This is a genomic window from Streptomyces sp. NPDC053542 (genome assembly GCF_044544685.1).
GTDB lineage: Bacteria > Actinomycetota > Actinomycetes > Streptomycetales > Streptomycetaceae > Streptomyces.
Map to the genome: position 1 here is coordinate 181,595 of NZ_JBITXL010000010.1, position 20,080 is coordinate 201,674.

The 20,080-nt window shown below is 71.3% G+C and carries 18 protein-coding genes; 7 read left to right on the forward strand and 11 right to left on the reverse strand.

The features are described from left to right. Positions 1–36 precede the first annotated feature (36 nt). Positions 37–876, reverse strand: a complete 840-nt coding sequence (locus ACIGXO_RS26950; protein WP_399791861.1) for an EamA family transporter — start codon at positions 874–876, stop codon at positions 37–39. Between the two features lie 206 nt (positions 877–1,082). On the opposite strand from ACIGXO_RS26950, the gene ACIGXO_RS26955 reads away from it, so the two are divergent. After that, the gene (locus tag ACIGXO_RS26955) at positions 1,083–1,985 is read left to right on the forward strand and encodes a LysR family transcriptional regulator (RefSeq protein WP_399791863.1); all 903 of its coding nucleotides are present in this window, start codon (positions 1,083–1,085) and stop codon (positions 1,983–1,985) included. A 92-nt stretch (positions 1,986–2,077) separates the two neighbouring features. On the opposite strand, the gene ACIGXO_RS26960 is transcribed toward ACIGXO_RS26955, so the two are convergent. The 5 genes from ACIGXO_RS26960 to ACIGXO_RS26980 all read right to left on the reverse strand — a co-directional run bounded on the left by ACIGXO_RS26960 (position 2,078) and on the right by ACIGXO_RS26980 (position 7,329). Further along, a complete protein-coding gene (locus ACIGXO_RS26960; protein ID WP_399791865.1) occupies positions 2,078–2,350 on the reverse strand; it encodes a hypothetical protein in 273 nt (90 codons plus the stop codon). A 26-nt stretch (positions 2,351–2,376) separates the two neighbouring features. After that, positions 2,377–4,374, reverse strand: a complete 1,998-nt coding sequence (locus ACIGXO_RS26965; RefSeq protein ID WP_399791867.1) for an amino acid transporter — start codon at positions 4,372–4,374, stop codon at positions 2,377–2,379. Between the two features lie 230 nt (positions 4,375–4,604). After that, positions 4,605–5,888 (reverse strand): hypothetical protein, encoded by a 1,284-nt coding sequence (locus tag ACIGXO_RS26970; protein WP_399791869.1) that lies wholly within the window; start codon positions 5,886–5,888, stop codon positions 4,605–4,607. A 98-nt stretch (positions 5,889–5,986) separates the two neighbouring features. Further along, positions 5,987–6,595 carry an ankyrin repeat domain-containing protein gene (locus ACIGXO_RS26975; protein ID WP_399791871.1) on the reverse strand — a complete coding sequence of 203 codons (609 nt, stop codon included), beginning with the start codon at positions 6,593–6,595 and terminating at the stop codon, positions 5,987–5,989. Between the two features lie 158 nt (positions 6,596–6,753). Continuing rightward, positions 6,754–7,329: a heme-binding protein gene (locus ACIGXO_RS26980; RefSeq protein WP_399791873.1), complete on the reverse strand. Its 576-nt coding sequence runs from the start codon at positions 7,327–7,329 to the stop codon at positions 6,754–6,756. 407 nt (positions 7,330–7,736) lie between these two features. On the opposite strand from ACIGXO_RS26980, the gene ACIGXO_RS26985 reads away from it, so the two are divergent. Together ACIGXO_RS26985 and ACIGXO_RS26990 are read left to right on the forward strand one after the other, a co-directional pair. Further along, the gene (locus ACIGXO_RS26985) at positions 7,737–8,945 is read left to right on the forward strand and encodes a sensor histidine kinase (protein ID WP_399791875.1); all 1,209 of its coding nucleotides are present in this window, start codon (positions 7,737–7,739) and stop codon (positions 8,943–8,945) included. Next, entirely contained in the window at positions 8,942–9,619 is a 678-nt protein-coding gene (locus ACIGXO_RS26990; protein ID WP_399791877.1) for a response regulator, read from the forward strand. Before ACIGXO_RS26985 ends, ACIGXO_RS26990 begins: the two co-directional genes overlap by 4 nt. Positions 9,620–9,661: 42 nt before the next feature. On the opposite strand, the gene ACIGXO_RS26995 is transcribed toward ACIGXO_RS26990, so the two are convergent. From ACIGXO_RS26995 to ACIGXO_RS27005, 3 genes are read right to left on the reverse strand one after another with little or no spacing between them, the layout of a single operon-like run. Next, positions 9,662–10,240 carry a TetR/AcrR family transcriptional regulator gene (locus ACIGXO_RS26995; RefSeq protein ID WP_399791879.1) on the reverse strand — a complete coding sequence of 193 codons (579 nt, stop codon included), beginning with the start codon at positions 10,238–10,240 and terminating at the stop codon, positions 9,662–9,664. 15 nt (positions 10,241–10,255) lie between these two features. Then, the gene (locus ACIGXO_RS27000; protein ID WP_399791881.1) at positions 10,256–11,668 is read right to left on the reverse strand and encodes an amidase; all 1,413 of its coding nucleotides are present in this window, start codon (positions 11,666–11,668) and stop codon (positions 10,256–10,258) included. A 5-nt stretch (positions 11,669–11,673) separates the two neighbouring features. Further along, positions 11,674–11,892: a hypothetical protein gene (locus ACIGXO_RS27005; RefSeq protein WP_399791883.1), complete on the reverse strand. Its 219-nt coding sequence runs from the start codon at positions 11,890–11,892 to the stop codon at positions 11,674–11,676. Between the two features lie 174 nt (positions 11,893–12,066). On the opposite strand from ACIGXO_RS27005, the gene ACIGXO_RS27010 reads away from it, so the two are divergent. Next, positions 12,067–12,960, forward strand: a complete 894-nt coding sequence (locus tag ACIGXO_RS27010; RefSeq protein WP_399791885.1) for an MBL fold metallo-hydrolase — start codon at positions 12,067–12,069, stop codon at positions 12,958–12,960. A 13-nt stretch (positions 12,961–12,973) separates the two neighbouring features. On the opposite strand, the gene ACIGXO_RS27015 is transcribed toward ACIGXO_RS27010, so the two are convergent. Beyond that, positions 12,974–14,122, reverse strand: a complete 1,149-nt coding sequence (locus tag ACIGXO_RS27015; protein ID WP_399791887.1) for a sulfite oxidase — start codon at positions 14,120–14,122, stop codon at positions 12,974–12,976. Between the two features lie 352 nt (positions 14,123–14,474). On the opposite strand from ACIGXO_RS27015, the gene ACIGXO_RS27020 reads away from it, so the two are divergent. After that, positions 14,475–15,854, forward strand: coding sequence for an FAD-binding oxidoreductase (locus ACIGXO_RS27020; protein WP_399791889.1), 1,380 nt, complete (start codon positions 14,475–14,477; stop codon positions 15,852–15,854). A 344-nt stretch (positions 15,855–16,198) separates the two neighbouring features. Here the strand turns inward: ACIGXO_RS27020 and ACIGXO_RS27025 are convergent, their stop codons facing one another. Further along, positions 16,199–17,329, reverse strand: coding sequence for a glycosyltransferase family 2 protein (locus ACIGXO_RS27025; protein WP_399791891.1), 1,131 nt, complete (start codon positions 17,327–17,329; stop codon positions 16,199–16,201). A 541-nt stretch (positions 17,330–17,870) separates the two neighbouring features. Between ACIGXO_RS27025 and ACIGXO_RS27030 the strand changes: the two genes are divergently transcribed. Beyond that, on the forward strand, positions 17,871–19,241 hold the full coding sequence (locus ACIGXO_RS27030) for a cellulase family glycosylhydrolase (RefSeq protein ID WP_399791893.1): 1,371 nt from the start codon (positions 17,871–17,873) through the stop codon (positions 19,239–19,241). After that, entirely contained in the window at positions 19,241–20,077 is an 837-nt protein-coding gene (locus tag ACIGXO_RS27035) for an SDR family NAD(P)-dependent oxidoreductase (protein WP_399791895.1), read from the forward strand. Before ACIGXO_RS27030 ends, ACIGXO_RS27035 begins: the two co-directional genes overlap by 1 nt. Positions 20,078–20,080: the final 3 nt, after the last annotated feature.

Here is a 20,080-nt window from a genome sequence, read left to right on the forward strand (position 1 = left end):
CCCGTCGTCATGGCCGTCCGGCTTCCCGACCCCGTCTCATGGGAGGGCGTCCTCCCCGGCGCGCCCCGCGCGGCGTCCGTTCCGCTTGAGGATGGCGCACGCGTTGGCGGCGACGATGGCTCCGATGCCGGCTCCCTCCGTCCAGCCCAGGTGCTGGTCGAGGAGCAGCAGGCCGACCACGGCGGCCAGTACGGGATTGACGCTCATGAACAGGCCGAAGAGCTGGGCCGGAACGCGGCGGAGGGTGAGGAGGTCCGCGAGGTACGGCACGGCTGAGGAGAGGACGCCGGCGACAACGGCGTAGACCACCGCGCCTGTTGTCGGCGGCTGCCGTACGGCGATGACGATGCCGACCGGCAGGAACATCAGGGCGGAGAGTCCGGCGGCGGCCGCCGATCCCTGCGCACCGGGGATGCGGCGGCCGACCGTACGGTTGAGCAGGATGTACGACGCCCAGCAGGCGGCGGCCAGCAGTCCGAGGCCCATCCCGAGATAGTCGGCGGACGGGCGCGGGCGCATCAGGACGACGACTCCCGCCACGGCGACCAGCGCGCAGCACGCGTCGACGCGGCGCCGTGAGGCGGCGAGGGCGATGGTCACCGGCCCGAGGAACTCCAAGGTCACGGCCAGCCCGAGGCCGATGCGGTCGATGGCGCTGTACAGGGACAGGTTCATCGTCCCGAACACCACCGCCAGCAGCAGGACCGGCCACCACTGCCGCCAGGTGAAGGCGCGCAGCCGGGGGCGGCCGACGGCCAGCAGGACGAGCGCGGCGACGTACTGGCGTACCGCGACGACGCCGACCGGGCCCAGCACGGGGAAGGCGAGCGAACCGATCGCCGCCCCGACCTGGTTGGACAGGCCGCTGGCGGCCATCGTGACCACCCCGGCCAGGCGCCCGCCGCCGGAGCCCGGAGCGGAGTCGGAGGAGCCAGTGGAGGCAGTAGAGGCAGTACGGGCAGCAGAGTCGAGGGACGTAAGGGAGGCTGCGGACGTATCGGAGGCTGCGTGCATGTGCCGATCGTGCGGGTGGCCGCCGCTTCCGCATAATGCATGAGCGGTTTTATCTATACGCTGGACGTATGGATGCGCCGGACAGGTCGGACAGGTCGGGCAGGTCGGTCAAGGCAGCCAGCACGGAACTGCGGCAGCTGCGCTGCCTCGTCGCGATCGTCGACGAAGGCAGTTTCACCGACGCCGCCATCGCGCTCGGCGTCTCCCAGGCGGCCGTGTCCCGCACGCTCGCCTCGCTGGAGCGCGGATTGGGGGTGCGGCTGCTGCGGCGTACCTCGCGCGAGGTGACGCCCACGGCGACGGGGCTGCGCGTCGTCGCCCACGCGCGGCGGGTGCTCGCCGAGGTGGACGCGCTGGTCCGGGAGGCCACCTCGGGCCACACCCACCTGCGGATCGGTTACGCCTGGTCGGCGCTGGGCCGCCACACGCTGGCCTTTCAGCGGCGTTGGGAGGAGACGCGCCCCGAGACCGAACTGCAGCTCATCCGCGTCAACTCCGCCACGGCCGGGCTGGCGGAAGGCGCCTGCGAACTCGCCGTGGTCCGCAGGCCGCTGGACGACCGGCGATTCGACTCCGTCATCGTCGGCCTCGAACGGCGGCTGTGCGCCATGGCCGCCGACGACGCCATGGCCAGGCGCCGGTCGGTCCGGCTCGCCGACATAGGGCAGCGCACGCTCCTCCTCGACCGGCGGACCGGCACCACGACGACGGAGCTGTGGCCACCAGACAGCCGACTGTCTACAGAAGACACGCACGATGTCGACGACTGGCTCACCGCGATCTCCACCGGCCGCTGCGTGGGCATGACGGCGGAGTCCACCGCCCACCAGTACCCCCGTCCCGGCGTCGTCTACCGGCCGGTGCGCGACGCCGAGCCGATCGCCGTGCGCCTCGCCTGGTGGCGCGACGATCCGCACCCCGCCACCCCGGCGGTGGTCGAACTGCTCACCTCGCTCTACCGTGCGCAGTGACCAACCACCCCGGTGACCAGCCATCGCAGTGACCAACCGCCCCAGTGACCAACCACCCCAGTGACCAACCGCCGGAGAAGGGCCGTCGGGCGTCAGGTGGCGGTGGCCACGTAGAGGGACTGCGCCGGGATCCGGTGCAACCGACTGCGGGTCGCCACGAGCTGGGGGCCCGCCGGGTTCGCAGCCCGTTGCGCTCCCGCGGCCACCACCGCAGCGGCCCCGTCACCGAACAGCGGGACCCGTTCGACGTCCGCGCGCAGCCCGAGCCGCCGCACGAGCCGCGCCTCCAGAGAAGGAACGGCGAGGCCGGTCACCGTGGTACTGACCACCACGTCGACCTTCTCGGGGAGGGAAGGTGGGCGCATGACCTGTGCCTCTCCCGCTCCGCCCGTCAGCCGACATGCACGCGCGGCCGGCGTTCCGGGTCGGGTTCCGCGCGGCGCAGGACCTCGCGGGTGACCGGCGCGGTCTCGCCCTCGCCGAAGACCAGGAAGCGCAGCAGGTGGCTGACCGGGTGGCCCTCGGTCCAGGTGAAGTAGGCATGCGGGATCCGGCCGGTACGGTCGCGCAGCTCCATCAGTACGGCGGCGATGGTGTTGGGCACCACGGGGCCCGCCACCCGCAGCTTCTGTACGCCGTGTTCCTCGACTCCATGCACGGCCAGATCGGCGGTGAAGTCGGAGGAGTCCTGGACGAAGACCTCCAGGAAGAGGACGGGCCGGCCATCGGGGATGTGCGTCTCCTCGCGCTGCCTGTACTCCTTGGCGCGGTACTCCGCCGCGCTGTGTTCGTCCGGATCGTTGGCGATCACGCGAAGCGGGCCCGCGCCGGCGGCCTCGTCGATCAGCCGGGCGGCGACCTCGTCGAAGGTGACGTCCACGGCGCGCAGTTCGAAGGCGCGGTGGACGCGGGAGGCGAAGGAGGTCAGCAGGATGCCGAGGATGAAGAGCGACGCGATCTTGATGCCGTCGGGACGCTCGACGACATTGGTGACCAGCGTGTACGCCATGACCGCTGTGATCGTCGCGAAGCCGTACATCGCGAAACGGTGACCGGTGTGCCGGGCGGCGACGGTGGAGGCGAAGGACGCCGAGAGCATCAGTACCAGCACGCCGGTGGCGTACGCGCCGCTCTGGTCGTCCACGCTGGCGTTGAACCACACGGTGATGAAGACCGCGATCGTCAGGAAGACCAGCACCAGCGGGCGCACCGCACGCGTCCACTCCGGGGCCATGCCGTACCGGGGCAGGTAACGCGGTACGAGGTTGAGCAGCCCGGCCAGCGCGGAGGCGCCGGCGAACCAGAGGATGGCGATGGTCGAGACGTCGTACACCGTGCCGAACGCCTCCCCCAGGTGCTCATGGGCGAGGTATGCGAGCGCGCGTCCGTTGGCCGAACCGCCGCTCTCGAACTCCTTCTGCGGGATGAGAATGGTCGTCGCCAGGCTGGAGAGCAGCAGCAGGCAGCTCATGATCAGCGCGGCCGTGGTGAGCAGCTTCCGGGTGTCCCGGATGCGGCCGGCGGGCTTCTCGTACGTGTCGGTGGCATCGCCGCGGACCTGTGGCATCACGGCGACGCCGGTCTCGAACCCGGACATGCCCAGCGCCAGCTTGGGGAAGACCAGCAGCGCCACGCCGATCATGGCGAGCGGTGAGGAATGGCCGGCGGCCAGCGCGTCCGTCCAGTCGCCGATGTGGGCGGGATGGCTGAGGATCTGCCAGGCGGAGGCGAGGATGACGACGAGGTTGAGGGTGAGGTAACAGCCGACCAGGACGACGGCGACGCCGATCGCCTCGCGGAAGCCCTTGAGGAAGACCGCGGCCAGCGCGGCGATCAGAACGAGGGTGATCCATACGTTTTCGCCGTCCAGCCAGTGCGGGGTGAACGGGTTCTCCACGACGTGCGCGGACGCGTCCGCCGCGGACAGCGTGATCGTGATCATGAAGTCGGTGGCCGCGAAGCCCAGCAGCACCAGGACGAACAGCTTCCCCGCCCACCAGGGCAGCAGCCGCTCCAGCATCGCGATCGAACCCTCGCCGTGCGGGCTCTCCTTGGCGACCCGGCGGTACACCGGGAGCGCTCCGAGCAACGTGAGCGCGATCAGGACCAGGGTCGCCAGCGGGGAGAGCAGCCCGGCCGCCAGCGCGGCGATGCCGGGCTGGTAGCCGAGGGTGGAGAAGTAGTCCACGCCGGTCAGACACATCACCCGCCACCACCGGTGGCCCTTGTGCTCGGCGGGCGGGGTGCCGTGGGGGCCCGGGTGGCGTGCGGTCTGCTCGCTCAGCCCTTCGAGCAGCCAGGCCCGCCAGCGGCGCGGACGGACCGCCTCCTGCTGCGACTGAGGGCGGGACTGGGGCTGCGGTTGGGGCTCGGCCTCGGTGCCGGTCATCTGCGCGCTCTTCCTGCTGGGGGCCGGCGGACAACGACATACGAGTTACGGGTATCCCGCGTACGACATACGACATGCCACGTGCGACGTGCCACATGCGGCATGCCACATGTGGCATACGGGTGTCCCGCTCATCGTCTCCCGCACGGCCCCGATACTGGCGTAGCCACTCGGAGGCCGGCTGCGCGGAGGCCCGCTGCACTGAGGCCGGCCGCGCGGGGGTCGGCCGGTCACAGGACCGCGATACCCAGTGGCCGCTCCCCCGCCGCGAGGCGCCGGGTCTTGCCCGAGTCCAGGTCCACGACCGTGATGCCGTTCCAGTAACCGTCGCGCGTGAAGCCGCCCGTGACGTATGCGGTATGGGTATCTGCGGTACGGGTGTCTGCGGTACGGGTGTCTGCGGTACGGGTGTCTGCGGTATGGCGGTCGGCAGCATGGCCGTCGACAGGACGGCGGTCGACAGTATGACCGTCAGCGGTAGTGCCGTCGGCAGTATGCAGATCGCGGGATACGGCGACGTTCTCGTGGGGGCCGTCCAGCGGGATCACCTTCTCCCGGCCCTTCGGGTCGCGCACGGTCAGCGAAGGGCCCTCGTCCTGTGCCGGGTCGATCGGGCCCGTGCCGACGACGAGCAGCGTGCCGTCGGCGGTCATCGTGGCGCCGTGCTGATGGGTGTTGGCCGTCATCTTCTCGATGCGGGACCGGCCCGTCTTCGGGTCGACGACCACCAACCGCTCCCCCTCGAACGGCAGCAGCAGCTTTCCGTCCGACGGGCGTACGGCGGCGTAGTGCGGCTTGAGCCAGGAGCCGAGGCCGCCTTCGGTGCCGTACGGGGCGACCTCGATGCGCCGGGTCCGGAGGGAGCCAGCCGCGACGACGGTCACGTCGAAGGAGTCATGGTCCGTTACGTACACCGCGCGCCCGTCACGCGAGACGTCCACGTCGAACGGCCGGCGGCCCACGTCCGCGACGCCCGTGACCTTCAGGGTGCGGGTGTCGACGGCTTCGAGGGTGCCGTTGCCCCCGGGCCGGTTGACGCCGACGTACACATGCCGGCCGTCGGGGGCGAGAGCGATCCCCATGCCGCCGCCGCGGTACTCGCCGGATGCCGTATCCCCTATACCGTCTACGGTCTCCCCGAGACCGTCGGTCTCATACGGTATGCGCGCGATCCGCTCGCGCTTGGCAGTGTCAACGACGGCGACGCCCTCCGCTGTGGCGACCCAGGCCCGGCCGTCATCACCGACGACGAGCCCGTACGGGGCGGTGCCGACCCGCACGGAGTCGAACGCGCCGCGGTCGGGGTCGATGAACGTGACCGTATCGGCACCGAAGTCGGTGACGAGGAGCGTGCCGGCAGGGGTACGACCGGCGGGCGCGGGGGCCTTCTTCGCCTTGGGCCCCTCGGGTGATGCTGAACTCCTCTGTGGGGGCTGGGAGTTGTGGCGCCCGTCGCCCCCTTGAGGAGCACACCCGGCGACGAGCGCCAGAGACGTGACGAGCCCGAGCCCCATCGCGAGGGGCGCTCCGAGCGCGCCCGGCCCGTTCCGCCTCCCCGCACGCCTTCCCGCACACCCCATCGCACGCCTCACCGCCAACCTCCCCGCACGCTTCATCGCGCGCCTCCCCGCACAGCCCTCAGCAGCCCGGCGATCTCCGTGAAACCGCGCCGCTCGGCGTGTTCGAGTGCGGTGACACCGTCGCCGTCCGGCAGCCCCGGGGTGGCCCCGGCGGTGATCAGCAGGTCGACGATCTCCTGGTGGGCGCGGCCGCCGTCGCCGAGGATGACGGCCTCCAGCAGGGCGGTCCAGCCGAGCTGGTTCACGTGGTCCACGTCGATGTCGGTCTCGCGGAGCACGGCCCGGACGTAGTCCACGTGACCGCGCTCGCTCGCCGGGATGAGCGAGATACCGCCGAATCGGTTCGTCACCTTCAGGTCGGGCCCCGCCGGAAGCAGCGCACGCATCATGGCGACGCTGCCGGTGACGCCGGTGACCAGCCAGGGGCTGTCGCGGCGGTCGTCCTGCGCGTTGGGGTCGGCACCGGCGGCGACCAGCGCTTCCGCGGCGGCCACATGGTCGCCGAGCGCGGCCAGCAGCAAGGGGGTACGCCGGTGCTCGTCGCGGGCGTCCACCGCGGCGCCCCCCTTGAGGGCGGCGCGCACAGCGTCGACGGCACCGTTCGTCGCGGCTTCCAGCAGGGCGCGGTCGAGCGCGTTCATGGGGGTGCTCCTCGAGTTCCGGAAAAGGCGGGCGCAGAGGGGTGTACAGACGCGTGCACCCAGCACAGACGTGATCGTCGCCATCTTCGTACGCACCGCGATGCCGATCCCCGCCCGCAGCGCTGCACGAACGCGCGGTGCCGTCGACATGTCGATGGTTACTGGCCGGGCTTCGCGAGCTCGGCGACGCCGGCCCGGGCGAACTTCTCGTCCAGGTCACCGGACGGGGCACCGGCGACACCGATACCGGCGATGGGCGCGCCCTTGGCGCTGACCGGGGCGCCACCGGCGAGGAACAGCGTGCCGGGGATGTCCTTCAGCGTCGGGGCCTTCTCCAGCCGCTGGACCAGCTCGGAGGTCGGGGCGTTCCAGGAGACGGCGGTGTACGCCTTCTTCACGGCCGACTCGTAGGACTGCGGCCCGGCGCCGTCGCCGCGCAGCTCGACGATGGTGTTGCCGTTGCGGTCCACGACGGCGACGGAGACGCGCTGGTTCTCCTTCTTCGCGGCGTCGAGGACGGCCTCGGCGGCGTCGGTGGCGGCCGCGACGGTCAGGTGGGTGGACTGCATGAGGTTGCCGCTCTGCGCGTCGGCCTTGACGGCCGCCGGGGCGGCCGGGGCCGCGGAGGACGCGCTCGCCGACCAGGCACCGACGCCGCCGAGGGCGATGGTGGCGGCGAGGGCACCGCCGCTGATGACGCGGGCGCGCTTCGAGACCTTCTTGACGTGCTTCATGGGTGCCAACTCCAGGGATTCGCGGATTCTCGGGGCCGGTTCACACGGCGTGCGTGCCGTTTTCGTACGGCGTGCGTGCCGTCCGGCTCTGAGATCCATCCTGGGCCCGCGGCCCCCTGCGCCTCCTCGGCGTACCGGCTGCATCCGGCGCGCGGGTCGGTGGACAACGGGGTCAACCGATCGGATGACCCCGCCCCAGCACAGACGGGGAACAATGGAAGTGTTTGCCCAGTTCAGAGGGTGCGGACACGGGCGCGGGACGGCCGGAAGGACGGTACACAGTGCACGCAAGCGGGCAGCCTCGACCGCTGCCGCAATCCCCACCGCAACCGCGGTCATGGCCACGACCAGGGCCGCAGCCTCAGCCGCGCGACGGCGATGCGGACGCCCGCCGGCTGGCGACCGTCATGCACGTGACCTTCTTCCTGCTGCTCGGCTCGTCCATGGCACGGTTCGTCCAGCGGCACGGCGGCGAGGCGCACGCGCCCTGGGTGATCGCGCTGGCGGTGGTACTGGCCGTGCTGTACGTCGCGGGGCTGTACGTGACCGGGCCCGGCCGGGCCGCCCCGGCCATACCCCAACTGCCGCCCGGCGCCCGGGTTCCCTGGCCGCCGGCCCGCCGCCTGGTGTGGCTGGGGGCGGTCGTCCTGGTGTGGGCGGTACTGGTGGTCCTCGCGCCGAGCTTCGCCTGGGTCGCGGTCCCCCTGTTCTACGCGGCGCTGCGCACCCTGCCGCCGCTGGCCGCGTATGCCCTGGTCGCCGTCCTCACCGTCTTCGTGATCGGCGCACAGCTCACCCTGGCCCGCCGCTTCGACCTGGACCTGGTGATCGGCCCGGCCGCCGTCGCCACCTTCGCCACCGCGATCTTCATGTACATGCAGCGGCAGGCGGCCCGGCAGCGGGCACTGATCGACGACCTGGTTCGCACCCGCCGCGAGCTGGCCGCCACCGAGCGCCGCGAAGGCACCCTCGCCGAACGCCAGCGCCTGTCCATGGAGATCCACGACTCCCTCGCCCAGGGCCTGTCCAGCCAGCGGATGCTGCTCCAGGCCGCCGAACGCACCTGGGACGCCGACCCGGCCAAGGCCCGCGGCCACGTCCGTACGGCCGCGTCGATCGCCGAGCACAACCTCACCGAAGCCCGCCGCTTCGTCCACGACCTGGCCCCCGCCGACCTCGCCGAAGGCGGCCTCCCCGAAGCGCTGCGCGCCCTCGCGGCCCGCGAGGGCGACGAGCGCCTCTCGGTCCGCGTCCACATCGACGACCCCGCCGGCACCCCGCTGCCCGACCTGGTGCAGTCGGCGCTGCTCCGTATCGCGCAGGGCGCCCTGGCCAACGTGCGGGAACACGCCGGTGCGACCACCGCGGCGCTCACCCTCACCACCCTCGACGACCAGGTCGTCCTGGACGTCGCCGACGACGGCCGCGGCTTCGACCCGGTGACGCTCCCCGACGCGCCCACCGGAGTACGCGGCCACGGCATCCCGGCGATCCGCGCCCGGGTCCGCCAGCTCGGCGGCACGCTCACCATTGAGTCGGCCCCCGGCGAAGGTGCCGTACTGACTGCCGCGATCCCTCTGGAGCGGCCCTCGCTTCCCCTGGAGCAGCCACAGTGACCACTCCCCCGGACCCCACCACCCCGGCCGTGTCCGCGAGCCCGCAGCGGCCGCCCGTACGGATCCTGCTCTGCGACGACCACGTGGTCGTACGGGCCGGACTCCTGGCCCTGCTGGACAGTGCCCCGGACATCGAGGTCGTCGGGGAGGCGGGCACCGGCGAGAAGGTCCTCGCCCTCGCCGCGAAACTCCACCCCGACGTCGTCCTCATGGACCTCCAGCTCGGCGCCGGCATCGACGGCGTGGAAGCCACCCGCCGCCTCACCGCCACGGACCGAGCCCCCCATGTACTGGTCCTGACCACGTACGACACGGACGCGGACATCACCCGCGCCATCGAGGCGGGCGCCACCGGCTATCTCCTGAAGGCCGAACGCCCCGAGGAACTCTTCGCCGCGATCCACGCCGCGGCCCAGGGCCGTACGACGCTCTCGCCCCCGGTGGCCAGCCGCGTCATGGCCAACATGCGCAAGCCCCGCCCCAGTCTCACCGACCGCGAACGCGACATCCTCGCCCAGCTCGCCCAGGGCCTGGGCAACCGCGATATCGCCAAAGCCCTGTTCATCAGCGAGGCCACGGTGAAAACCCACCTGGGCCGGATCTACGGCAAACTCGGCGTCGATACCCGAGCCGGCGCGGTGGCGGTAGCCAAGGAACAGCGCTTGCTGCCGTGATCCGGGTGGCCGTCCCGCCCCAGGCCGGTCACTTCCTCGGCATCAGCCCGCTTCCACCGCCGGGAAGCGAGTGAGGACGGTACGGGCGAGTCCTCGGGCGTACTCGGCGTCCAGCAGCCCGGGGCGGAAGAGGATGCGGTACATCATCGGCGCCACCAGATGGTCGAGGACCGTGTCCACGTCGGGCGCCGGCTCGCCCCGCTCGGCGGCACGGTCGAGGAGCACGGCGACCTGCTCGACGGCGTATGCCGAGCACTGCCCCGCGTTGCCGCCCTCCCGGTCACCGGCGAGCGCGTCCTGGATGTAGGCGCGGCCGGCCGCCGAGGACATCTCCTCCAGCCACTCCGCCGCCCAGGTCTCCAGGTCGGTGGCCAGGCTGCCGCGGTCGGCGGGCGGCCCCTCCGGGCGCAGCCGCTCCACCGCCACGTCGGACAGCAGCTCCTGCAGATCACCCCAGCGCCGGTAGATCGTCGAGGGCGTGACCTCGGCACGCGCCGCGATCTGCGGCACCGTCAGCGCCGCGCGCCCCACCTCGGCCTCCAGCTCGCGCACGGCCCGGTGCACCGACTCCTGCACGCGTGCGCTCCGCCCGCCCGGGCGGCTCCTCGGCTTTGCTCCCATTCCCCTAGGTTAACGCTACTTCTTTGCTACAAGCGGGGCGTCCACCACCGCCCGCGGCGCGGACCCGTACTCCTGCTCGTAGGCACCCGCCGCACCGAGCAGCGCGGCCTCGCCGTACGGCCGCCCGATCAGCTGCATACCGATCGGCAGTCCCTGGAGGTCGAGCCCCACCGGCAGCGACAGCGCGGGCAGCCCGGTGATGTTCGCGGGCGCGCAGAGCCTTACGTACGCGTCGGCCACCGCCTCCGCCGTCCCGTCCGGCCAGCCGAATGCCTCCTGCCCGGCCCGGGCCGCGGTCGCCGGTACGGTCGGCGCCGCGATCAGGTCCACCTGCTCCAGCACCTCTCCCCACTCCCGCCGCATCAACGTGCGGGCCCGCTGGGCACGTATGTGGTCGACCGCGGGCAGCAGCGCGCCCGCCTCCAGCAACACCCGTACGTCGTCCCCGTACAGCTCGGGCGCGTGACCCAGCTGCGCGGCGTGGTACGCGGTCGCCTCGGGCACCATCAGCCCCCACTGGACCGCCTGGACGTAGCGGTGCAACGGGATCCGCACGTCCACCAGACGCGCCCCGAGGTCGGCCATACGGTCCAGGGCGGTCCGCACGGCGGCCTCCACCTGCGGGTCGACACGGTCGAAGAAGTACTCGGAGGGAACCCCCACCCGGACTCCGTCCAGCCCACCGCCTCGCGCCGCCCGGTCTCCGTCTCCGTACTCGGACCCGGACCCGGCGCTGTCCGCGCCGCGCTCGGCAATGGCCTCCAGCACCAACCCGGCGTCCCGCACCGTACGCGTGATGGGGCCGACGTGGTCCAGTGACCAGGACAGCGCCGCCACCCCTTCCCGCGGCACCAGTCCGTACGTCGGTTTGAGACCGACCGCTCCGGTCAGCGCGGCGGGCACCCGTATCGAGCCGCCCGTGTCCGTCCCCAGCGCGAACGTCGCCGACCCCGCCGCCACCGCGGCCGCCGATCCGCCGCTGGAACCTCCCGGCACCCGGTCCGGCGCCCACGGGTTGCGCGTCTGAGGCGTCGTCAGCCCGTAGGCGAACTCGTGCGTGTGCGCCTTGCCCAGCAGCACCGCACCCGCCGCCTTCAGCCGCGCGGCGACGGTCGCGTCCCGGTCCGGTATCCGCCCGGCGCGGACGGCCGAACCGGACGCGGTCACCACGCCCTCGGTGTCGATGAGGTCCTTGAGCGCCATGGGAATGCCGTGCAGGGGACCGCGGCGCCGCCCGGCGGTTATCTCCCGCTCCGCGGCGGCGGCCTGCTCGCGCGCCGAGTCCGCCGTGACGGCCGCGTAGGCGTTCACGAGCGGCTCGGTCGCCTCGATGCGCGCCAGGACGGATTCGGTCAGCTCCACCGGGGACAGGTGCCCAGCGCCGATCGCGTCGGCCGCCTCGGCGAGGGAAAGCTCGTAGGGCTGCATGGCCGTCACCACTCGCCGACGCGGTAGGAGTTGGCAGGCGGGACGTCCGCCAGGTCGAGCTCCCGGAGGCGGCTGACCACGCTCAGGATGTGGTCGGCGGTCGCGGCCACGACCGGATGCCGGTCGTCGCGCAGCGGAACCCCGGCGCGCTCGGCCGCCACCGCGGCGCTCTGCGGAGTATGGCCGGGAAGGGCAGGAAGGGCAGGAACGTGAGTCAGGGGCATCGCTGATCCGCGTCTTTCGTGAGTGGTCATGAGTACGACGGTAGGCCGCCATCCCCACTAACGCAAAACATTTGCTTTAAGCGTCTCACTGTCCTACCGTTAAACGCAACATCTGAGCCTTAAGTTCCCGACCCATCCGCTGGCCCCTCGCTCTCACCCTCAAGGAACCACCCCATGCCTACCTCCACCGATCCCCCGGCCTGGACCATCGGCGACATCACCGTCCACCGCATCGACGAAACCGAACTGCCGCCGGAGACCGGCCCCTGGCTGCTCCCCGGCGCCACCCCGGACGTGGTCGCCGCGGCTCCCTGGCTGCGCCCGGACTTCGCGCGCCCCGACCACGGCCTGCGCCTCGCCAGCCACTCCTTCGCCGTGCGCGCGGGCGGCCGGCGCATCCTCGTCGACACCGGCATCGGCAACGGCAAGGACCGCGCCAACCCCGCGTGGAACCACCTCCGTACGGACTATTTGGACCGGCTCGAACAGGCGGGCTTCCCGCCCGAGTCCATCGACCTGGTCGTCCTCACCCATCTGCACACCGACCACGTCGGCTGGAACACCCGTTACCGCGACGGCGCGTGGGTCCCCACCTTCCCGCGTGCGCGCTATTTGGTGGCGCGCGACGAGTGGGCGTACTGGTCAGCCGCCGAACTGGACGCCCCGCGGCAGCAGATGTTCCGCGACTCCGTCCACCCGGTGCGGGAGCACGGCCTGCTCGACCCCGTCGACGTCCCCGCCACGGGTGCGGAGATCGCCCCCGGCGTGACCCTCGTACCCACTCCCGGGCACACCCCCGGCCAGGTCGCCGTCCGGCTGACCGACGCGGGACAGTCGGCCCTGATCACCGGCGACTGCATACATCATCCAGTCCAGCTCAGCCGCCCCGACCTGAACAGCTGCGTCGACATCGACCCGGTCCGCGCCACGGCCACCCGTCGCGACCTGCTCGCCTCCCTCGCCGGCAGCGACACCCTCGTCCTCGGCAGCCACTTCCCCCCGCCCACCGCCGGCCTGATACGCCCCGACGCCTCCGGCTACCGACTCGTCCCGGCACAACTCACTTGAGTTCAGGGGAGACTCAGCCGCGGTCACCCCTGGGGCCGTTCTCCAGGCACCACACCGAAACCCGCTGAACGAGATTGTTGCCGAAGCCGCCGCGGTTCCAGGGCTGGGTGACGGGCTGGGTGCGTCCCGAAGCATCGGTGGCGCGGACGCTGAGTACGTGACGGCCGGGCTCGGCCGTCCACGGCGCCTGCCAGTACCGCCAGGCCCAGTGGTGCCCGTCCGGCGGCGCGAGGGCGGCGGCGTGCCAGGAGTGCCCGTCGTCGGTGCTCACCTCGACCTTGGTGACCGGGGCGCGGCCGGACCAGGCCCGGCCCTCCAGGCTCACGGAGCCGGGACGTACGACACGGGCGCGCGACATGAAGTCCGGAAAGCCGGGCGGGATCATCAGGGCCCGCGGGGCGATGCGGGTGACCGGCTCACCGGGTTCCTCGGCCGCCTGCCGGTAGCGGTAGGCCGCCTCCTGCTGGAATCCGGTGAACGGGCTGTCGACGAGGGTGATCTTCCGCAGCCACTTCACGTGCGCCATGCCATACCAGCCGGGCACCACCAGCCGCAGCGGACAGCCGTGCTGCGGCGGCAGCGGCGCGCCGTTCATCTCGTACGCCACCAGCACCTCCGGATCGGTGCCGGTCGCATCGGCCAGTGGCAGGCTCCGCTGGTAGTCCTGCTCCACGCCGCGCTCGACACCGTGATCGGTACCGGTGAAGACGGCCTCGACCGCGTCCGGCCGCACGCCCGCCCTGTCGAGCAGCGTGCGCAGCGGTACCCCGGTCCACTCGGCGGTGCCGACCGCCTCGACCAGCCAGGGCTGGCTCACGGGCCGTGGCGTGAGCCGGGCCCGGCCGTTGCCCGCGCATTCCATGGTCACCCGTTGGGTGACGGCCGGGAAGGACCGCAGGGCGGCCATGTCCAGGGTCAGCGGGGTACGCACTCGGCCGCGTACGGTCAGCTCCCACGTGCGGGCATCGGTCGCGGGGATGTCGTAGTGCACCAGTACGTAGTGCAGTCCGGGCGGGGTGAGGTCGTAGCGCAGGGCCTCCAGCGGCAGCCCGTGATTGCGGGCCGCGAGTGCGAGTTCCTCCAGGCTGATGCCCTCCGCGGGGGCTGCCACGCGCCCCGGCGCGCTGAGCTCGCCACTGAGATCACCGGCGCGGCCGTCCATGGCTCCATGGTGCGCGTCCGGACCGGTCACGTACAGCGGAGGCGAGCTCGTCGCCGGTGGTATTCGGCGAGCACGTCCGCGGTGGTAATTGGCGAACACGTCCCCGGTGGTAATTGCGGTCTCCGGTGGCGTTTGCGCCTCTCCTCACCTGGGGGGACGCTGTTCGTGTAAGCCCTGTGGTGTCTTATGTGTGCTTCCGGCCGCTGACGGCGCCGGGGGACGACTCGCGCATCCGCCACCGGCGTCCCCAACAGGGGAAGCCCCGGCGGATTGCGGACCGTATCCCGGTGGACTGCGGACCGTATACCGGCGGATCGCGGACCATACCGCCCGGCGCTGCAAGGAGAGCGTCATGGATGGCACCACTCTGGAAGGGATGCGGACCGCACTGCGCGGCCCGGTCATCGCTCCACAGGACTCGGAGTACGACGAGTCCCGCAAGATCTACAACGCAATGATCGACCGGCGCCCGGCCGCCCTCGTGAGCTGCAGGGACGCCGCTGACGTCATGGATGCTGTCGACTTCATCCGCGACCACGATCTCGAACTCGCGGTCCGGGGCGGCGGGCACAGCGGCGCCGGACTGTCCCTGGTGGACGACGGCGTCACCATCGACCTGTCACCGATGCGCTGGGTGCGGGTCGATCCCGTCGCGAAGACCGCCCAGGTCGGCGGCGGTACGCAACTCGGCGACCTCGACCATGCCACGCACGGCTTCGGCCTCGCCACCCCCGCCGGCATCATGTCGACGACGGGCGTCGGGGGCCTCACCCTCGGCGGCGGACACGGCCACCTCACCCGCAAATGCGGCCTGACGGTAGACAATCTACTGTCCGCAGACGTCGTACTCGCCGACGGCAGTTTCGTCACCGCGAACGAGAAGGATCACCCTGACCTGTTCTGGGCACTGCGCGGTGGCGGCGGGAACTTCGGCGTCGCCACGTCCTTCACCTTCCGGCTGCACCCGGTACACACCGTGGGCGTCGCGATCACTCTATGGACGCTCGACCGCATCCGCGACGTACTGCAGTGGTACCGCGAGTTCCTTCCGAAGGCGAGCGAGGACCTGAACGGCTTCTTCGCCGAGCTCGTCGTGCCGCCCGGGGCGCCGTTCCCCGAAGAGATCCACGGGCACAAGATGTGCGGCGTGGTGTGGTGCTGGACGGGGGACCTGGGCCGGCTGGAAGAGACGTTCGCGCCGGTACAGGAACCCGCCCCGCCGGCCTTCCACTTCACCACGCCGATGCCTTATCCCGCGCTCCAGACCATGTTCGACGAGCTGATCCCGAAGGGGCTGCACTGGTACTGGCGCGGCGATCTGTTCGACCGGATCACGGACGACTCCATCGATGTCCACGCCAAGTACGCGGAGGCCATCCCCACCGCTCTGTCGACCTTCCACCTCTATCCGGTCGACGCCGCCGCGCACCGCGTGAACCACGAGGACACGGCGTGGGGTTACCGCGATGCCGTGTGGTCCGGCATCATCGCCGGCGTCGACCCCGACCCGGCCAACGCCGAGGCCGTAAAGCGGTGGACCGTCGACTTCTGGGAAGCGCTGCATCCGCACTCCATGGGCGCCGCGTACGTGAACTTCCTCGGCGCGGGCGAGCACCAGGACCGGGTGAAGGCCACCTACCGCGACCACTACGACCGCCTCGCCGCGATAAAACGCACCTACGACCCGCACAACCTCTTCCACACCAACCAGAACATCGAGCCCGCGCAGTAGGAGGCAAAACACGACAGGACTCGACGGCAGTCAATTCGCCACGGCGGGCCCGCCGTTCCGAAGCCGCCAGTAGGGCGTGGCCGGCACAACGGATCCGCGCCGTCCCGCTACCGCCGCGTCGACGCCCTCGGCCGGAGACGGGCCCTGGTCAGCCGTGGCGACCGGGCTTCCGCACCGGCGACAAGAGCCTGGAGTGTGTCCAGCAGGGCACCGACACTCTCGACCGGATCCAGCTCCACCGCCGAGATGGCGGGGCGGCTGCCGCGTGCGTGCTCGCAGTCCGAGCCGGCCACGACACGCCGGGGCGGTGGCAGGGGCGGCCCTGGGCACGACGGTCAGCTGAGTTATCCGCCGAGCCCCGAGGACACCACCACGCCTTTCCCTAGCAGTACGGGAGTTGGCGGGCGGGGTGCGGGTGGGGTGTCGGCGCGGCCCTTTTCGTAGATGGTGAGGCCCGTCGAGCAGCCGAGGGGGACCAGGAGCAGTTCTACGAAGAGGGCCTTCCAGGCGTAGAGGAGATTGACGATCTTGGTGGCGTAGACGCAGGGGAGGTTGATGAGGACGGTGGCGAGGCGGAGGCGGCGTCTGCGGGCGGCGTAGAGCAAGGGTGGGGTGGTCAGGAGGAGTTCGGCGCCGGCCCACCAGGCGAGGGACGTACCCAGCGATTGGTCGGTCGTCGCGGCCGCCACGAAGGGCGTGGCCCACCACAGTGGAGCGGTGAGGATCTCCAGGAGGGCGAGCAGCACCCAGACGGCGAGCAGGGGCTTACGGGTGATGAGGGTGCCGAGGTGGAGGCGGACGTTCTGACAGAAGCCGGCCATCCAGCGCCAGACCTGTTTTCGGAGGTAAGTGAGGGTCTCCGGATCGGCGGCCCAGGCCATGGCGTCGGGGACGTAGCGCGCCCGTCTGCCCTGGATCTGCTGGGACCAGGTGAAGTCCATGTCCTCGACGATGGTGCGTTCGGGAAAGCCGCCGAAGGCCATCAGGTCGGCGCGGCGGAAGACCGAGCAGCACCCGGAACAGACCATGGGGCTGTCGGCGAGGGCCTGGATCGGTCGGTGGAAGTGGAAGCCGAAGAGGTATTCCGTGGAGCGGCCGCGCTCCCAGAGAGTGCGGGTGTGCCGGGTCTGGACGTTGCCCGCGGCCACGGCGACCGTGGGGTCGGCGAAGGCCGGGAGGACGCGCTCGATGTAGTCCGGCGCGAGGACGGTGTCGGCGTCGACCGCGAGGATCAGGTCCGTATCGCAGTGCGGCAGTGCGTAGTTCTGGGCCCTGGCCTTGCTGCCGAGTTGGCGGGGCGGGCGCAGGACGGTTACGTCGTGTGAGGTGGCGACGTCCGCCGTGCGGTCCGTCGAGGCGTCGTCGATGACGATGACGCGGTCGGGCGGGACGGTCTGGCTCCGCAGCGCCGCGAGGGTCGCGGGCAGACCGGCTTCTTCGTTATGAGCTGGGACGATGGCTGTGACGCTGTACATGTCCTACTCCCCCGAGTTTGCGGAATCCGGCGGCGGCGAGGGCGATGAGGCCGATCGCGCCGTAGACGATGGTGCTGATGCCGATGAACGGCAATCCTCCGTGCATGTCACCGACGGTAGTGGGAAAGTGAGTTGGGCGTTTTCCGGAGGTTCCCTCCTGTGGATAACTCTCAGCCGATGCCGACCCGCCCGTGGCCACCGCTGTGGCCACCGCCAGGTCGCCCTGGAGCATGGCCGCTGCCCCGGCCTCGCCCCCTCAACCCACGCCCCACACGCCCCATCCCGGCTCAACCGTCCCCTTGCCGCCTGACGCCCCGGACGTCAAGATGCGGGTTGCGGCGGGCCCTTGGCCCACGCGCCGACCGTCCCCACCGGAGGCCCCATGCGTCTGAGCCGCGCCGTCCTCGCCCTGCTGTCCTTCTCCCTCGCCTTTGGTACGGCCCTGCTACCGGAGGCTTCGGCGTCGGCCTTACCACCGGAAGCTTCGAATTCGGCGCCGGCCACTACCGAAGCCAACACAATCGCTGCGCCGTCCGGGACAGTGACCACCCCCGACGGCCGCACCCGCCTCGCCGACCGGCAGGGCAGGGTCCTCGCCCTCCGCGGCCTCAACCTCGGCAAGACCGACACCGTCACGAAGAACCGCGTCGCGCGCCTGGCCTCCGAGGGCTTCACGCTCATGCGGCTCAACATCCAGTGGGAAAAGGTGGAGCCGCAGCGCGGCCGCTACGACACCGCCTACCTGCGCCACCTCGACCAAGTCCTGGACTGGGCCGACCAGTACGGAGTGCAGGTACTCATCGACTGGCACCAGGACGTGTTCGGCCCGGCCTTCGGGCACAACGGCATCCCCACCTGGGCCACTCGCACCGACGGCCTGCCCTTCGAGCCCAACCCTGACGACTGGTTCTCCGACTACTTCCAGCCGGCCGTCCAGGCCGCCTTCACGCACCTGTACGACGACCCGGATCTGCGCGCCGCACAGGCCGCCGCCTACACCCGGGTCGCCACAACGCTGCGCGGACACCGCTCGCTTCTGGGCTACGACCTGTTCAACGAGCCCTTCGGCCCGGTCCCCGGCGACCCGACCGACCCGGCCAACCAGCTGGCAGCATCAGTAGCGCTCGAACAGGGCCGGCTGCCGGCCATGTACCGGCGCCTCATCCACGCCGTGCGAGCCGTCGACCGCAACGCGTGGCTCTTCGTGGAACCGACCGTCCTGGTCGGCCAGGGAGTACCGACCAGCCTGCCGGGATTCCGTGATCCGCGTCCCGGCGCCGACCGCATCGGCTATGGCCCGCACTACTACGACACGGCCGTGGAGTCCGGGCAGGACTGGGACCCGAGCGGAGGGTTCATCGAGCAGTACGAGGCGGCCATCGGCGCCTACCCGACCGCGCACCGGCTGCCCGTCCTGGTGGGCGAGTGGGGACCGCCCCGGGCCACCACACCCGGCAACGCGGAGCTGGTCCAGCGTCAGTTGAGGTCGATGCCGGGCTTCGCTTCGGGGTGGGCCATGTGGTACGACTGCGACGCACCCGAAGGCGGCGGCTACTGCGTACGAGACGCCGACGGCCGCCCGGCACCGGGCAAGGAACCGGCGTTCGCCCCCTACGCGCGAGCCGTCGCAGGCGCCCCCGGGCGCGAGTCGTACTCCCCGACGACCGGCGAGTACCGCCTCACCCTCACCGCCAACCGGACCACGCGCCGGGCATGGACGGAGATCACGCTGCCTGCCACCGTGTATCCACACGGGGCTCAAGTGACTGTCGACGGTATACCGGATGCCGTAGTCCGATTCACACACGGCATCGCCCGGCTGCGTCTGCCCTCAACACACCCGGGCACCACGGTCGCGATCACAGTGAGCGCGACCGCCCGCCACAAGCACGAACAAGGGAGTACTCACTGATGCAACGTCCCGGCCCTTCGTCGTCCTCCTCCCCCGCTCCGTCCCCCGCCCCCGTTCACTTGGTGGCCGGGGCCAGCAGTGGAATTGGGGCCGCCGTGGCTGCGCAGGCGGCGGCTTCCGGAGCGCGGGTTGCCGTGTGCGGGCGGCGGGGTGACGTGCTGCGCAAGGTGGCGGACGATTGCGGGGCCACGGCGTACGTTGCGGACGTCACCGACCGGGCGCAGGTCGAGGAGTTGGTGGCCGCCGTCGCACGGGAGCACGGGCGCCTCGACGGTGTCGTCGCCAACGCGGGAATCATGCGCCCGGGTGGGGTGCTCGACCTGACCGATGAGGACTGGGACGCCACTCTGCGTACCAACCTCACCTCTGTCTTTTTCCTCGCCCGCGCGGCGCTTCCTCATCTCATGGAGAGCAAAGGATCGTTCGTTACGGTCGGTTCGATAGCCGGGTTGCGTGCCTCGGGCGGGATGTCCGCGTACGCCGCTTCGAAGGCCGGTGCCGCCATGCTGACCGCCACCCTCGCGGCCGAGTTCGGGCCGCGAGGAGTGCGCGCCAATACGGTGTGCCCCGGCTGGACCCGCACCGAAATGGCGGATGAGGAGATGCGGGAATTCGGCGGGCCGTCGGGGCTCGGGGTGGCGGAGTCGTATGCCGAGGTGACCGCCCTCGTACCGCAACGCCGTCCCGCCGAGCCCCACGAAATCGCCGACGCCGTGCTGTGGCTCCTCGGCCCGCACTCCTCTTATGTCAACGGCACCACACTTACCGTGGACGGTGGCACGACTATTGTCGACCCCGGTGCGGTGCCGTTCGACTTCCGGTTGTCGGAGCGGTAACAA

Excerpts from the sequence above, each read along its gene's own strand:
- ACIGXO_RS27005 (WP_399791883.1), bottom strand. The coding sequence starts at position 11,892 with ATGCCCCTGACTCACGTTCCTGCCCTTCCTGCCCTTCCCGGCCATACT.
- ACIGXO_RS26980 (WP_399791873.1), bottom strand. The coding sequence starts at position 7,329 with ATGAAGCACGTCAAGAAGGTCTCGAAGCGCGCCCGCGTCATCAGCGGC.
- ACIGXO_RS26950 (WP_399791861.1), bottom strand. The coding sequence starts at position 876 with ATGGCCGCCAGCGGCCTGTCCAACCAGGTCGGGGCGGCGATCGGTTCG.
- ACIGXO_RS27035 (WP_399791895.1), top strand. The coding sequence starts at position 19,241 with ATGCAACGTCCCGGCCCTTCGTCGTCCTCCTCCCCCGCTCCGTCCCCC.
- ACIGXO_RS27025 (WP_399791891.1), bottom strand. The coding sequence starts at position 17,329 with ATGTACAGCGTCACAGCCATCGTCCCAGCTCATAACGAAGAAGCCGGT.
- ACIGXO_RS27020 (WP_399791889.1), top strand. The coding sequence starts at position 14,475 with ATGGATGGCACCACTCTGGAAGGGATGCGGACCGCACTGCGCGGCCCG.
- ACIGXO_RS27010 (WP_399791885.1), top strand. The coding sequence starts at position 12,067 with ATGCCTACCTCCACCGATCCCCCGGCCTGGACCATCGGCGACATCACC.
- ACIGXO_RS26960 (WP_399791865.1), bottom strand. The coding sequence starts at position 2,350 with ATGCGCCCACCTTCCCTCCCCGAGAAGGTCGACGTGGTGGTCAGTACC.
- ACIGXO_RS26970 (WP_399791869.1), bottom strand. The coding sequence starts at position 5,888 with ATGGGGCTCGGGCTCGTCACGTCTCTGGCGCTCGTCGCCGGGTGTGCT.
- ACIGXO_RS26995 (WP_399791879.1), bottom strand. The coding sequence starts at position 10,240 with ATGGGAGCAAAGCCGAGGAGCCGCCCGGGCGGGCGGAGCGCACGCGTG.
- ACIGXO_RS26985 (WP_399791875.1), top strand. The coding sequence starts at position 7,737 with ATGCACGTGACCTTCTTCCTGCTGCTCGGCTCGTCCATGGCACGGTTC.
- ACIGXO_RS26975 (WP_399791871.1), bottom strand. The coding sequence starts at position 6,595 with ATGAACGCGCTCGACCGCGCCCTGCTGGAAGCCGCGACGAACGGTGCC.
- ACIGXO_RS27015 (WP_399791887.1), bottom strand. The coding sequence starts at position 14,122 with ATGGACGGCCGCGCCGGTGATCTCAGTGGCGAGCTCAGCGCGCCGGGG.
- ACIGXO_RS27000 (WP_399791881.1), bottom strand. The coding sequence starts at position 11,668 with ATGCAGCCCTACGAGCTTTCCCTCGCCGAGGCGGCCGACGCGATCGGC.
- ACIGXO_RS26965 (WP_399791867.1), bottom strand. The coding sequence starts at position 4,374 with ATGACCGGCACCGAGGCCGAGCCCCAACCGCAGCCCCAGTCCCGCCCT.
- ACIGXO_RS26955 (WP_399791863.1), top strand. The coding sequence starts at position 1,083 with ATGGATGCGCCGGACAGGTCGGACAGGTCGGGCAGGTCGGTCAAGGCA.